Annotated in this window: 15 protein-coding genes; all 15 read left to right on the top strand. The window is 42.6% G+C overall.

Annotated features, from left to right (window positions below; all coding sequences use genetic code 11):
* Positions 1–64 precede the first annotated feature (64 nt).
* The 15 genes from rsgA to QZR76_RS02980 all read left to right on the top strand — a co-directional run bounded on the left by rsgA (position 65) and on the right by QZR76_RS02980 (position 14,817).
* Positions 65–988, top strand: a complete 924-nt coding sequence (rsgA, locus tag QZR76_RS02910; protein WP_294140245.1) for a ribosome small subunit-dependent GTPase A — start codon at positions 65–67, stop codon at positions 986–988.
* 110 nt (positions 989–1,098) lie between these two features.
* Positions 1,099–1,623 carry a DUF177 domain-containing protein gene (locus QZR76_RS02915; protein WP_294140246.1) on the top strand — a complete coding sequence of 175 codons (525 nt, stop codon included), beginning with the start codon at positions 1,099–1,101 and terminating at the stop codon, positions 1,621–1,623.
* Between the two features lie 17 nt (positions 1,624–1,640).
* Positions 1,641–1,826, top strand: coding sequence for a 50S ribosomal protein L32 (gene rpmF, locus QZR76_RS02920; protein WP_041505225.1), 186 nt, complete (start codon positions 1,641–1,643; stop codon positions 1,824–1,826).
* Between the two features lie 111 nt (positions 1,827–1,937).
* On the top strand, positions 1,938–2,939 hold the full coding sequence (locus tag QZR76_RS02925; RefSeq protein ID WP_294140248.1) for a beta-ketoacyl-ACP synthase III: 1,002 nt from the start codon (positions 1,938–1,940) through the stop codon (positions 2,937–2,939).
* Positions 2,940–3,176: 237 nt separating this feature from the next.
* Complete coding sequence (locus QZR76_RS02930; RefSeq protein ID WP_294140250.1) at positions 3,177–3,524, top strand: polymer-forming cytoskeletal protein; 348 nt, start codon at positions 3,177–3,179, stop codon at positions 3,522–3,524.
* A gap of 9 nt (positions 3,525–3,533) precedes the next feature.
* A complete protein-coding gene (locus QZR76_RS02935; protein ID WP_041503302.1) occupies positions 3,534–3,887 on the top strand; it encodes a polymer-forming cytoskeletal protein in 354 nt (117 codons plus the stop codon).
* A gap of 8 nt (positions 3,888–3,895) precedes the next feature.
* On the top strand, positions 3,896–6,424 hold the full coding sequence (locus QZR76_RS02940) for a M1 family aminopeptidase (protein ID WP_294140252.1): 2,529 nt from the start codon (positions 3,896–3,898) through the stop codon (positions 6,422–6,424).
* A gap of 4 nt (positions 6,425–6,428) precedes the next feature.
* Positions 6,429–7,178 carry a 3-deoxy-manno-octulosonate cytidylyltransferase gene (gene kdsB / locus QZR76_RS02945; RefSeq protein ID WP_294140254.1) on the top strand — a complete coding sequence of 250 codons (750 nt, stop codon included), beginning with the start codon at positions 6,429–6,431 and terminating at the stop codon, positions 7,176–7,178.
* A 182-nt stretch (positions 7,179–7,360) separates the two neighbouring features.
* On the top strand, positions 7,361–8,131 hold the full coding sequence (gene rfbF, locus QZR76_RS02950; protein ID WP_294140256.1) for a glucose-1-phosphate cytidylyltransferase: 771 nt from the start codon (positions 7,361–7,363) through the stop codon (positions 8,129–8,131).
* 15 nt (positions 8,132–8,146) lie between these two features.
* Positions 8,147–9,226, top strand: coding sequence for a CDP-glucose 4,6-dehydratase (gene rfbG, locus QZR76_RS02955; RefSeq protein WP_294140258.1), 1,080 nt, complete (start codon positions 8,147–8,149; stop codon positions 9,224–9,226).
* On the top strand, positions 9,223–10,560 hold the full coding sequence (gene rfbH / locus QZR76_RS02960; protein ID WP_294140261.1) for a lipopolysaccharide biosynthesis protein RfbH: 1,338 nt from the start codon (positions 9,223–9,225) through the stop codon (positions 10,558–10,560). Before rfbG ends, rfbH begins: the two co-directional genes overlap by 4 nt.
* Positions 10,547–11,440, top strand: coding sequence for an NAD(P)-dependent oxidoreductase (locus QZR76_RS02965; RefSeq protein ID WP_294140263.1), 894 nt, complete (start codon positions 10,547–10,549; stop codon positions 11,438–11,440). Before rfbH ends, QZR76_RS02965 begins: the two co-directional genes overlap by 14 nt.
* Positions 11,437–13,224, top strand: a complete 1,788-nt coding sequence (locus tag QZR76_RS02970) for a thiamine pyrophosphate-binding protein (RefSeq protein ID WP_294140264.1) — start codon at positions 11,437–11,439, stop codon at positions 13,222–13,224. Before QZR76_RS02965 ends, QZR76_RS02970 begins: the two co-directional genes overlap by 4 nt.
* Positions 13,225–13,226: 2 nt before the next feature.
* Entirely contained in the window at positions 13,227–14,039 is an 813-nt protein-coding gene (locus QZR76_RS02975) for an aldolase/citrate lyase family protein (protein WP_294140266.1), read from the top strand.
* Positions 14,026–14,817 carry an HAD-IIA family hydrolase gene (locus QZR76_RS02980; protein WP_294140268.1) on the top strand — a complete coding sequence of 264 codons (792 nt, stop codon included), beginning with the start codon at positions 14,026–14,028 and terminating at the stop codon, positions 14,815–14,817. Before QZR76_RS02975 ends, QZR76_RS02980 begins: the two co-directional genes overlap by 14 nt.
* The last annotated feature ends 9 nt before the right edge of the window (positions 14,818–14,826 follow it).

A 14,826-nucleotide genomic window follows, 5' to 3' on the forward strand; every position in this document is an offset into this window, starting at 1 on the left:
GATGTACTTGTTTGAGAACGAGTTTTATCATGACCAATGTTTAAATTAAAATGGCTAATTTAAGATGAGGGGTGTTGTTATAAAGTCGACCGGGAGCTGGTATTCCGTACGTATGGAAGATGGGGATATCTGGTCGTGCCGGATAAAAGGGAAATTTAGGATGAAAGGCATAAAGACGACCAATCCGGTGGCGGTCGGAGATCTGGTGGAGGTTGAACGGCAGGCGGGGGAAGGAGTTATTTATGACATATTGGATCGCAAAAATTATATTATCCGGAAATCGACGAATCTCTCCAAGCAAGCTCATATTATTGCCGCAAATGTAGACCAAGCGATACTGGTTGTGACCCTGAAGCATCCGGAGGTCTCTACCGTATTTATCGATCGTTTTTTAGCTTCCGTAGAGGCGTACAATATTCCTGCCGTGTTGATTTTTAATAAAATAGATTTGTATGACGAGGAAGATCGATGGCTTTTGCGGGCTTTGATGGATGTTTATCGAAACGTGGGATATACTTGTTTGGCCGTTTCTGCGGAAACGGGAGAAGGAGTGGAAGAGGTGAAACAACTGCTTCAAAATAAAGTTTCCGTGTTTTCGGGACAGTCGGGGGTAGGAAAGTCCTCTTTGATCAACCGGATAGAACCGGATTTGACTCTGAAAACCGCGAAGATATCCGAAATACACGATACCGGTAAGCACACCACAACATTTGCCGAGATGTTTGGGTTGAGTTTTGGAGGATATATTGTAGATACACCGGGAATTCGGGCTTTTGGTCTTATTCATATAGGGAAAAATGAAATATCTCATTATTTTCCGGAGATATTTAAGTATGCCAAAGATTGTCGTTATTACAATTGTACCCACATTCACGAACCCGGTTGTGCGGTATTGGGGGCAGTCGAAGAGGGAAAAATTAGTGAGACCCGTTATTTCAGTTATGTCAGTATGTTTGAAGAAGAGGCAGAAAAATATAGAAAGGGATAGGCATATAATCGAGGTACAAGATTGTTGTGTTTGCCTGAATGATAGATGAAAATAAAAAAGAGAAGAATAGTTGTCGCAGATGAATTATTTTTTGTACATTTGCGCCGTTTTTGTTTCGTATAGTAGTGGATAGGTTGAAAGAATATAAGATTGCTCATAGGGGCCTGGGAGAGGGGAAACACTCCTTCGAATTTGTGTTGGACGACTCTTTTTTCGATTGTTTTGAGCCAACAAAAGGGACGATAGGAGAGGTGAGAGCTTATGTCGATATTGTGAAATCGTCCCTTTTGATGGAGGTGAAGATGAGGATTGAGGGGAAGGTGAAGGCAATATGTGATCGTTGTTTGGAAGAGATGGAATTGCTTGTTCACGGAGAGTTAAATCTTTATGTGAAATACGGTGAACGTGAAGAAGGGAATGAGGATGATTTTATCGTGTTGTCTCAGGAGGAAGATTTTTTGGATTTGAGTGCGCCGCTATACGAAATGTACATGTTGAATTACCCTCTTCGGGTTGTACATCCGGATGGAGAGTGTAATGAAGAGATGGAAAAAGTACTGGACAATTTGGTAATAAACGAGAATAAAAAGAGTGATCCCCGATGGGATGAATTGAAGAAATTAATTAATAACTAAATTAAAAATAGAGAAAAATGGCACATCCTAAACACCGAACCTCTAAGCAGAGAAGGAATAAGAGAAGAACACACGACAAGGCGACAGTTCCTGCAATAGCAAAGTGTTCAAATTGTGGTGCTGCAGTACAGTATCATACTGTATGTCCGGAATGCGGATATTACAGGGGTAAATTGGCTATTGAGAAAGCTGTTGTTGCATAATTTTGATGTGACGATAAGTTGCCTTAAATAATACAGCCCCCTGTATAAGGGGGCTATGGTTGTATAGGGGTATTTGTTGCGAGTGAACGAAAATTATCAAAAAAAAACTTTATGGAGAGGCCAAAGGCTGTAATTACAGGGGTCGGTGCGTATTGTCCCGACTATATTTTGACTAACGAAGAGTTGAGTCGTATGGTGGACACCACGGATGAGTGGATTATGACCCGGATTGGTATCAAAGAGAGACGTATTTTACGGGATAAGGATAAAGGAAGTGCATACCTTGGAGCGAAAGCTGTTGAAGATCTGTTTCGTAAGACGGGGCTTACACCTGAAGAGGTAGACCTCTTGATTTGTTGTACCGTTACGGCGGATATGCATTTCCCGGCAAATGGAAATGTGATTTCCGATATGGTAGGGATAAAGAATGCGTTTAGTTTTGATTTAAATGCCGGATGTTCCGGATTTCTGTATGGATTGACTACGGCGTCACAATTCGTCGAAAGCGGCCGTTACAAGAAAGTCGTTTTGGTGGGAGCGGAAAAGATGTCTGCCATTGCCGACTACACGGATCGTGCTACTTGTCCTATTTTTGGTGATGGTGCTGCTGCCGTTTTATTAGAGCCGACCTTTGAAAACATAGGGGTAATAGATCACATTTTACGTTCTGACGGAATGGGAAGAGTGCATTTGCATATGAAAGCCGGTGGCTCGTTAAAACCTCCTACGATAGAGACGATTATGGCCAGGGAGCATTACATATATCAGGAGGGGCAACCTGTGTTTAAACATGCTGTCTCTAATATGGCCGACGTGTCGGTGGAAATCATGAAAAAAAACAATCTGACTTCCGATGATGTAGCTTGGCTTGTTCCCCATCAGGCTAATTTGCGAATCATTGCGGCCACGGGAGAACGTATGGGTCTGGATCGCTCGAAGGTCATGGTAAATATTCATAAATACGGGAATACGACCTCGGCAACGATTCCTCTTTGTCTTTACGAGTGGGAAGATCAACTTAAAAAAGGAGATAATCTGATTTTAGCTGCTTTCGGGGCAGGATTTACCTGGGGAGCGGTTTATCTCAAATGGGGATATGACAGGAAAAAATAAATGGACTCATTGTAGATTTTAAATTTTAGATTGACGGTTAAGGAGCGGGAGGATGAAAATTTTATTTGCGATGCTGTGAGAAAAATTAACAAATATAGAATAAAATGCTATCCGTACCGGATAGCATTTTTTTAACCCCCGGTGGAGTATAGAAATCTAAAATTCATTATGATTTTGGAAATTGATTTTTTATTTTAGATTACTTGTTGTATATTTGATCACTTATTTTCTTGCGATATGGCGAAAAATGTGCATCAACATAATGCGAAGAGAACGGTTATTCTTAGTACATCCGTTATCCAGGGGGATATAAGGGTACCGAATGATTTGTTTCTGGAAGGTGTCGTTGCAGGTAATGTGGATTGTGGAGGAGTGTTGACGGTTAAAAGAGGTGCTGTCGTAGAAGGTGATGTCAATTGTAAGGTGCTGGATGCGGATGGTTGGGTGAAGGGAAGTGTAAATACGAAGGATCTGACGATGCGTGAAGAAGGGCGTATCGAAGGACGGGTTGAAACCGGCCGTTTGCGAATCGTGGGAGATAAAATAGGTATTAACGAGTTGTGTTTGGTTAAAAATATAATCTAAAGGACTTTTATGGGAAAAGAAGTACAACAGCAGGTTGCGTTAAATTTGTTAAGTGAGGGAACTTCTATCGAAGGGGATCTTCATGCGAAAAACGATATACGTGTCGATGGAACCATTAAAGGTAAGATTAATACCACGGGTCGTTTGGTTATTGGACCGACGGCAAAGGTAGAGGGAGAGATAAATTCACCGAGTGTAGACATCTTAGGCAATGTGCAGGGGAATATACTTTCGCTTGGAACTGTATCCTTGAGAGCTAAATCGACCTTTGTGGGAACGATAAAAGCCGCTTATATAATGATCGAATCCGGAGCTGTTTTTAACGGAGAGTGTCGTATAGAAAGAGAAGTTCACCAGAAATAAATGAAGACGTGCGTTGTTTCTTAGCCGTTATACAATTCTGTTTATTATTTGCCGCTTGCGAGAGAGGAAATAGTGGTATTGAAAAAGGAGTATCAAAAGAACTGGCGCAAGAGCGAAAATCGAATATCGGGGGAGTAAGTTACAACTTATATTTTACCATCCCCTCCGATAAAGAAGCTGCCATTATTGCTAATTCGGAAATCTCTTTTGAATTATTGCGGTTGGCTCCTGTTGTTTTGGATTTTAAAGCGGATAAAGAAAGCATTATCTCGATTACTTCCGGCGGAGAAAAGATTCCGTATACATTTAAGAATGAACATATTGTTATCGAAGAAAAAAATCTGAGGGAGGGGCGAAACTCTCTAAATATTAAATTTAGGGCTGGAGAGACCTCTCTGAATCGTAATGATGATTTTCTTTACACCTTATTGGTTCCGGATCGTTGCCGGACATTGATGCCCTGCTTCGACCAACCGGATATTAAAGGGCGGTTTAAATTGAAATTAAAAATTCCTTCGACATGGAGGGCGGTTGCTAACGGAGATTTGTTGCGAATGGAACAGTTTGATGACTATAAACTGTATGAGTTTGAGGAAACAAAGCCGTTGAGTACCTATTTGTTTGCTTTCGTGGCGGGAGTTTTTGATTACGCGGAATGGTATGTCGATAGGCGTTGGATCGGTATTTATTACCGGGAGACGGATACTTCTAAAATTAACGGCAGTCTGTCCGAGATTGCCCGGGAAGTAGCTTATTCATTGAATTGGATGGAGAAATACACGGGACGACCTTATCCCTTCGACGTATATAATGTGGTCGCAATTCCGGCTTTTCAATTCGGAGGAATGGAACATCCCGGGGCTACTTATTACCATGCTTCTCGATTGTTTCTCGATCCGGATGCCGATATGACCGCACGGTTGAGGCGTAGTGAGGTCATTGCCCATGAAACGGCCCATATGTGGTTTGGTGATCTGGTGACGATGAAGTGGTTCGACGATGTGTGGTTGAAAGAGGTTTTTGCTAATTTTATGGCGGGCAAAATATTATCCGGCCTGTACCCGACGGTCGATCATAAGCTGAATTTTTATTTAAGTCACTATGAAGCCGCTTTACGCACGGATCGAACTCAGGGTACCCATCCCATTTTGCAAAAATTGGATAATCTGAAAGATGCAGGGACTTTATACGGAGATATTATCTACCATAAAGCGCCTATTGTGATGAATATGTTGGAGAATCTGATCTCGGATGGGGAATTGCGAAGGGGATTGCGCCATTACCTGAGAAGATGGGCTTATTCCAATGCAGATTGGAACGATTTAATTACTCTTCTCGAAGAGACATCCGGAGTCGATTTGCAGGCGTGGAATGAAATATGGGTAAAAGAGGCAGGTGCGCCTTTGATCGAATTTGGTGAAAATGGAGTCGAAATGATCGATGAATCTGGGAAAAGCCGGATATGGCCTCAACGGATATCGGTTATTTGGGAAAGTAACAGACGTTTGCGGGAGAATATTCTCTTTTTAAAGGATACGTTAACGCGTTATCACAATACGAAAGTGGTATTGCCGGATGGAGATGTTTTGGGATACGGTTGTTTCTTACCCACGGAGTATTCCATTCATGCCCTGAATGAGTATTTGAGTGAACTGGCAGAGCCATTACATCGGGCTGTCAGCTGGCAATTGTTGTATGAAGGAGTTTTGAATAAAAAGTTAAAGGGGGAATTATTTGTTCGTTTTTGTATCAAACATCTGCCCGCGGAAACGAACAATCTGGTTATTAATCGGACGCTTTCGTTTCTAACTATTGTCTATAATACTTATTTGGATGAAGGCAGCCGTCAGTTGTTACAGGAAGATCTGGAGCGTTTCTGCATGGATATGTTGTCAAAAGAACAAACGGGAGTAAATAAGAAAACCTATTTTAAAACATTGTTGAGTATATATACCTCATCGGAGGCCAAAGGATATATAGCGAAAATATTGTACGGTACGGAAGAGACGAGCGGAATGACGATTACGGATGAGGACAGGATCTCGATAGCTTATAACATGGTGTTGAGAGATTCCAATCAGTACCAGAATATGAAGAAGTATATCCTCAGGACGGTAAAGAATAAGGATCTGTTAAATCGTTTTACCTATGTATTACCTTCCGTATCGGGGAAAAAACAGGTTCGGGATAGTGTTTTTAACGCTTTGTTATTAGAGAAGAATAGAGTAAATGAAGTTTGGGCGGGAGAGAGCCTGAGATGGCTAAATCATCCCTTACGTCGTCAGGAGTCTGAAGAATATATACCTAAAGTGTTAGAAAAATTACAGGAGATACAGGAAACGGGAGATATCTTTTTCCCTTCTGATTGGTTGGAAGCCGGTTTATCCGGACACACGAGTAAGTATGTTTATTCCGTCGTCACTCATTTTTTGGAAAAACATCCCAATTATCCGCAAAATCTGAAATTAAAAATATTATCCAATTCCGATCATTTACGACGACTTCACGCCGAGAGTAATAATCTCAAATTAGAATAGCATAATGATTCTCAATCCCAGTTTAATATTGATTCCTGCAAGGTATGCGTCTACCCGGTTTCCGGGGAAGCCTTTGGTAGAAATAGCAGGGAAACCGATGATACAACATGTGTATGAAAAAGCGACGGCCGTATCGGAACATGTTTATGTGGCTACAGACGATGAACGAATTTATAATACCGTGATCGGATTCGGAGGTCGGGCCGTGATGACGGCAACAACTCATAGGAGCGGGACCGATCGTTGTTATGAGGCTTATCAGAAAGTGAAAGGGCTTTTACAACAGGATTTCGAGGTTATTGTGAATGTCCAGGGAGATGAACCTTTTATCCTGCCGGAACAGATTGAGGTCTTGATATCCCGGTTCGAGGAGCCGGAGATCCAGATTGCGACCTTGGCTAAGCCCTTTGAAAAAAATGAGGAGATATTCGACCCTAATAAGGTAAAAGTCGTTTTTTCTCAACAACATACGGCTCTTTATTTCAGTCGCTGCCCTATCCCGTATTGCCGGGGGGTAGAGCAAGAAGAGTGGTTGGCACAGACCCCTTATTATAAACACGTGGGTATGTATGCCTATCGTCCGGCAATATTGGAATGTATCACCCGAATCCCTCAGGGTGTACTGGAAAAAGCCGAATCCTTGGAACAGTTACGTTGGTTGGAATGCGGTTATAAGATCGCCGTAAGTATCACTCATCACGAATCTATCGGAATCGATACTCCCGAGGATTTGAAAAAAATCCCCCATGATTAAAGGATTTGTATTCGGTGGTATAGAGTTCGGTGATTGGAAATGAATCGTTATCATCATTCAACCGTCGAATCTCTTCATCTTCTATCGTCAATTGTCATTTTTTTGTTTAACAGAATGAAGGTAATTCTGATTATTAAGCGTTATCTTTGAACAAAATTTGGTTTTCTAAATTTATAAAATAGATGAAAGCAGTTATATTGGCAGGGGGATTAGGAACCCGGTTGAGCGAAGAGACGGGGATCAAGCCTAAACCTATGGTTGAAATCGGAGGAATGCCTATTTTGTGGCATATCATGAAGACTTATTCCCATTACGGTATTAATGAATTTATTATTTGTTTAGGCTATAAAGGCCATATAATCAAGGAGTTTTTTGCAAATTATTGTATGTATCGATCCAATTTGATGATCGATCTGCAGCGGAATTCTTTGGAGATACTGGATACGGATGTAGAGCCTTGGAAGGTAACGTTGATCGATACGGGGTTGAACACGATGACAGGAGGTCGTATCAAACGGATTCAAAAATACATCGGCAATGAAACGTTTATGCTGACTTATGGAGATGGCGTGTCGGACGTGAACATCGGTGATTTGCTTCGTTTTCATGAAAGTCATAAGAAATTATGTACTGTGACGACCATTCAACCGACAGGGCGTTTTGGCGCTATTACGCTGGAGAAGGAGAATAGTGTGAAGTCCTTTATCGAGAAGCCTAAGGGAGACGGTGCCTGGATTAACGGAGGGTATTTCGTCTGCGAGCCGGGTGTATTTGATTTTATAGAGGGGGATCATATTACCTGGGAGAGGGAGCCTATGGAGCAAATCGCACGAGAACATCAAATGATGGCTTTTAAGCATGCCGGTTTTTGGAAGCCGATGGATACGCTAAAAGATAAAGAAGATCTGAATAAGATGTGGGATTCGGGAGAGGCTGTTTGGAAAGTTTGGTAATGTAATGGTTGATGTATGGATTGGAAAGAAAACCCTTATAACGGGAAAAAGGTTTTGGTAACGGGCCATACCGGCTTTAAAGGGGCCTGGTTGGTCAAGATGCTTTCTATGTTGGGAGCTCGGGTGAAGGGGTATGCTTTGGCTCCGGAAACATCTCCTAATCTGTATGATGTTTTGCGGATAGAGGAGATTACTACTTCCGTGATCGGAAATTTAATGGATGCTAAGCGTTTGTCCCTGGAAATCATATCGTTTGAACCTGATTTTATCTTTCATCTGGCAGCTCAACCTCTTGTTTGTCTCTCTTATGAATTTCCGGTAGAGACGTTTGCCGTGAATAGTATCGGAACAGCTCATTTGTTGGATGCCTTGAGGAAATGGCAACACAAGTGTACGGTCGTTTTAATTACCACGGATAAGGTTTATTATAATTACGAATGGCCTTATGCATACCGGGAGAATGACAGATTGGGAGGGTATGATCCATATAGTGCGAGTAAGGCTTGTGCCGAGTTGGTAATAGACTCTTATCGGAATTCGTTTTTTAACATCGAGAGGTACGAAGAGCATCAAAAGGCCTTGGTCGTTGCCCGGGCAGGTAATGTTATCGGTGGAGGCGATTGGGCCAAAGATCGTTTGATTCCGGATATTATTCGGGCTCTTCAGGAAAATAAAGAGATTGTTTTAAGAAATCCGGAGGCTGTTCGTCCGTGGCAACACGTTTTAGAACCGTTGTACGGTTATTTGTTATTGGGAGCCGTGGCCTCCGAGAGATACGGGGATATCTCCAAAGCTTATAATTTCGGACCTTGGTCTCACGACACCCTAACGGTGGAAGAGATGACAAAGTTAGCCGTTGAGATTTGGGGAAGAGGGGAGTATGTCGTACGACGGGATACGCGGGTGTTGCATGAGGCGAATATGTTGAAATTAGATATATCGTTGGCTAATAAAGAATTGAATTGGCATCCCCGACTGAATGCCTCCGAAGCGCTGGAGTGGACATTAGGATGGTATAAAAACTGGTATGAATATCCTGAAAATATTCGGGAGTACACGGAAAAGCAGATAAAATTTTTTTTTGAAAGATCATGAACACGAAAAGAGAACAAATTTTGAAGCTCGTAGGGGAATACTACTTAGAGGAGTTTAAGGAGAAAGAGACTGAATTTAAGGAAGGGGACAGGATCGGTTACGGGGGACGTTATTTCGATCAGGATGAATTGGAGAATTTAGTGAATGCCTCCCTGGATTTCTGGTTGACGACCGGACGTTACGCTTCGGAATTCGAACGGGAATTTGCCCAATTCCTGGGTGTGAAATATTGCTCTTTAACCAATTCCGGATCTTCTGCCAATTTGTTGGCTTTTATGACCTTGACTTCTCCGAAATTAAAGGAGAGGCAGATCAAAAGGGGAGATGAGGTGATAACGGTTGCAGCCGGTTTTCCGACGACGGTAACCCCTTTTATCATTTATGGGGCTGTACCTGTTTTCGTGGATATCGTTTTGCCCACGTATAATATAGATGTGACGTTGCTCGAGCAGGCCTGTTCACCGAAAACGAAAGCGGTGATGGTGGCTCATACGTTGGGTAATCCTTTTGACTTGAAAGCGGTAAAAGATTTTTGTGACCGCCATCAACTGTGGCTGATCGAAGATAATTGCGATGCTTTGGGTTCCCAATACCGGATGAACGGAGAGTGGAGATACACGGGAACCATAGGAGATATTGGTACTTCCAGTTTTTATCCGCCTCACCACATCACGATGGGAGAAGGTGGTGCCGTGTATACCAATAATTTGTTACTGCATCGGATTGTAAATTCGTTCCGGGATTGGGGAAGGGATTGTTGGTGTGATTCGGGAAAAGATAATACCTGCGGTATACGTTTTACCCAGCAGTTCGGGGAGTTACCCCTCGGCTATGACCATAAGTACGTCTATTCGCATTTCGGCTATAATCTGAAAGTCACGGATATGCAGGCTGCAATAGGATGTGCGCAATTGAAAAAGATCCCGGCTATCGTGGAGGCCAGGAAACAAAATTGGAATTACCTGAGGGAGGGGTTGAGAGGCTTGGAGGATCGGTTGATTTTTGCGGAACCTACCGGGAATTCAGATCCCAGTTGGTTCGGTTTTTTGATTTTTGTGAAAGAAGATGCCGGTTTTACCCGAAACGATCTGGTTCACCATCTTGAAAAGCATCGTATTCAAACCCGGATGTTGTTTGCCGGGAATTTGATCAAACATCCTTGTTTTGACGAGATGCGTAAGAGCGGAGAGGGTTTCCGGGTTATCGGAGAGTTGAAAAATACGGATTTGGTGATGATGAACTCTTTATGGATAGGAGTTTATCCCGGAATGAAAAAGCCTATGCTCGATTATATGATAAAGGAAATTAAAGCGTTCTGTCATGAACACGAGTAAAACGATTCTATTAACAGGTTCGAATGGTTTTATCGGAAAGAATATAAAGGAGAGTTTCCTTTCTGAACGGTATCGTTTGTTGACACCTTCGAGTAAGGAATTGAATCTTATACATGAAGAGGAGGTGGACGACTATTTTCGTCGTCATTCGGTAGATGTAGTAATTCATGCCGCCGGTCAGCCGGGACACCGGAATGCGGCTTCCCGGGAAGGGTTGTTTTATAACAATACCCGGATGTTTTTTAATCTGGAACGGCACGGGAAGGAGTATGAAAAAATGATTGTATTAGGTTCCGGTGCTATTTATGATATGAGGCATTATCGTCCCAAGATGAGGGAAGAGGAGTACGGACAATATATTCCGGCGGATGAGCATGGTTTTTCCAAATACGTCTGTGGGAAGTGCATTGAAAAAAGTTCGAATATATACGATTTACGTATTTTTGGAATCTTTGGAAAGTATGAAGATTATGCCATTCGTTTTATTTCGAATGCCATTTGTAAGACATTATTTGATTTGCCGATCACGATAAAGCAAGACCGGAATTTCGATTATATTTTCGTAGAGGATTTGATGGTTGTATTGGAACATTTTATAGAAGCAGAACCCAAGTACAAGGCTTATAATGTTACTCCGGTTTCTTCGGTTTCTCTTTATGATTTGGCTCTGATGGTGAGACATATTTCGGGGAAAGATTTACCTGTCGTTGTTGCCAGAGAGGGGAAGGGCTCGGAATATAGCGGTTCTAATGCCCGATTGCTGGAAGAGATTCCCGGTTTGGAATTTATGCCTTTAGAGCAAGCCGTTACGCTGTTATATCGTTGGTACGTCGAAAATAAAGCCCATATAAACAAAGATTTATTGTTAGTGGATAAATGATGAGAGTAAGTGATTATATCTTTAAGCGATTGGTTGAAAAATACCAGGTAGAACACGTGTTTATGATTACGGGAGGTGGTGCGATGCACTTGAATGATGCTATTGGGCGTTGTGAAGGGTTGAAATATACCTGTAATCATCATGAACAAGCCTGTGCTATTGCGGCTGAAGCTTATGCCCGTTCTACGGGTAAGCTGGCCGTGGTTAATGTGACGACGGGTCCCGGCGGATTAAATACGTTGACCGGGCTTATGGGACAATGGACGGATTCTGTTCCCGTTTTATATATTTCCGGTCAGGTGAAACAACAGACAACCATTACCCGTTACCCTGAGTTAAAACTTCGTCAATTAGGGGATCAGGAAGTGGATATCATCGAAGTGGTAAAACCGCTCACGAAGTTTGCCAAACAGATAACTTCTTTGGATGAGGTGAAGAGTGCCGTGGATGAAGCGGTGGATAAGGCTCTCTCTGGGCGTCCCGGTCCGGTCTGGTTAGATGTACCCATGGATATTCAAGGGATGATTATGGACGAAAAGATTCAAAAAGGGTATTGTCCTTCTTCGGTAGAAAGAGAAGAGCCGGATCTTACTCTCTTTTTTGAGTGGTTGGAGAAGGCCGAGCGTCCGGTGTTTGTGGCCGGACACGGTATAAAAATAGCTAAGGCTGCGGAACGTTTCCGGATTTTGGCGGAAAAATTCCGGATACCCGTTCTCACGACATTTAACGGGATGGATATTCTGGAAGAGGAGGATCCTAACTACATCGGTCGGATCGGAACGTTGGGTTCGAGGGCCGGTAATTTCGCTCTTCAAAATGCTGATTTGGTCATAACAATCGGTTCCAGAAACAATATCCGTCAGGTAAGTTATAATTGGGAGTATTACGTGCGTGCGGGCAGACATGTGGTTGTGGATATCGATCCCGAAGAACTTTGTAAACCGACGGTTCGGGTGGATATGGGAATATGTGCCGATGCCGGATGGTTTATAGACCGATTACAGACGTATGCTCTCCGGCGTTCCTGGCCGGACTGGTTGGCTTGGTGCCAGGTAAGGAAAAAACGTTACCCCACGGTATTGGAAGAGTACGGGCATATCGGAGAGAGAGTTCAGCCTTACTATTTTATGAGAGAATTGACTCGTCGTTTATCTGATAAATCGACTGTTGTTGCCGGAAACGGTACCGCGTGTGTAGTGCTTTTTCAGGCGGGAGAAGTAAAGAAAGGACAGCAATACATATGGAATTCCGGTTGTGCCTCCATGGGATACGATTTGCCCGCTGCAATAGGGGCAGCAGTAGCTCATCCCGAGCGGCAGATCATATGCTTGGCCGGGGACGGCAGTCTGATGATGAACTTACAGGAGATGGCGACGATGGCCTATTATAAATTGCCGATTAAATTAATTATACTGGATAACCACGGATATATATCTATCAAACAGACTCAGGATAATTTTTTTGCAGGACAATATATCGGTTGCAATGGGGATAGTGGGGTCGGTTTTCCTGATTTTGTTAAACTCGGAACCGCTTTTGGTATAAAAACGCTTTCCATATCTTCTCATGAGGAGATGGAGCGGGTATTACCCGAATTATTGAGAGACAATATGCCGATGGTGTGTGTTGTCGATCTGTTGGATGATTATAAGTTTATACCGAAAACCTCGTCCGAGAGGAGAGAGGACGGACGTATGGTTTCTAAACCGTTGGAAGACTTGTATCCTTTTCTTTCTCGGGAGGAATTTTTAGAAAATATGATTATAAAACCATTAAATGAATAATTATGAATGCTCTTGAACATAAGATGGTCGAAACATTGATCGACTTAAAAGAAAATTATCATGTGATTGGCATTAAGGCAGAGTTTGAGGCAGAAGGGACACGTATGGAAGAGGCTCTGCGTTTAAAAGAAGTAGTAACCAAAGCCGGATTGGATCTGACGATAAAAATCGGAGGAGGAGAGGCGATTAAGGATATGTATGACGCTCGTGCTATTGGGGTAAAGCGTATTGTGGCTCCCATGATCGAGACTCCCTATGCCTTGAAGAAGTTTCTTCATGCTACTCGCTTGGTTTTCCCTGACGAGGAGTGGAATGATGTGGATTTTCTGGTGAATATCGAAACGATCGACGGGTATAAGAATTTTGATAGAATGCTTGAATTACCCAATATCGGAGATTTGAAAGGTATCGTATTGGGCCGGGTAGATATGACCGGATCCATGGGTATGACCCGGGAAGATATTAACTCGGAAGAGATTTTCAAAATTGCCAATGATTTATGTAAAAGGGCTGAAAAAGCCGGGATGGAGTGTGTTATAGGCGGAGGGGTATCTGCGGCATCCATACCGTTTTTTAATCGTTTACCCCAGGGAACTCTTCATGGATATGAAACTCGTAAGGTTATTTTTGCTTGTCCGGAAGCCTTGGGAAAAGAGTCGGATAAGGGAATATTGAAAGCCGTAGGCTTTGAATTGATGTGGTTGAAAAATAAACGTCACTTCTATCAAAGTATATATGAAGAAGATGCTAATCGCATCGTAATGCTTGAGGCTCGTTATAAAAAATTAATCGAAGAAGCCGGTGGGAATTATTAAAGGTGAAAATGAATTAAGTGTAACAACACTCGCTTTTGATCTGGATGGAACTTTGTATAATGGGGATAAGGCTATTGAAGGAGCTCCGGAAGTTTTGAAAAAATTGAAAAACAAAGGGTATCGCTTATTATACCTTACCAATAATTCTTCCAAGAACGAAATCGAGTTAAAAAATAAATTAGTACGGTTAGGCTATGAGGCTGAAGAAGAGGAGATTTTTTCTTCTTTGACAGTAACCGTTGATTTTGTATGCAGAGAAGGATATAAGAATGTTTATTGTTTGGGGACTGCCGGATTGAAACGTGAGCTGGGAAAAGTGTGTAATGTGGTCGAATACTCCGAAAGGGAAAATTACGAAGTGGAGGCTGTCGTTTTAGGACTGGATGTAAGTATCGATTACAGCAGGCTGGCAGAGGCTCTGGAAATGATAGACCGGAATCCGGTAGCTAAGTTAATCGCTTGTAATTTGGATAAGAATTATCCCGTCGGCGGGGGCATAAGATATCCGGGGTGCGGGGCTGTTGTACGTGCGATGGAGGTGGCTTGTGAACGGGAGGTGGATGTGGTGATAGGTAAACCTAACACCTATATGCTGTCTATGGTGTCCGGGAGATTTCGGTTAAACCCTCGGGAGATAGCCTTGATAGGAGACTCGTATGAATCTGATATCCGGATGGCCCAGGATTTCGGTTGCTCCTCTTTTTTGATTTCGACCGATTTAAAAAGGAGTTGTACGAATGTATTGACGGATATAGAGGAGTTATTATTGTTTTTTTAGACACGAATC

It is taken from the genome of uncultured Sanguibacteroides sp., from assembly GCF_900543425.1.
GTDB lineage: Bacteria > Bacteroidota > Bacteroidia > Bacteroidales > Marinifilaceae > Gabonibacter.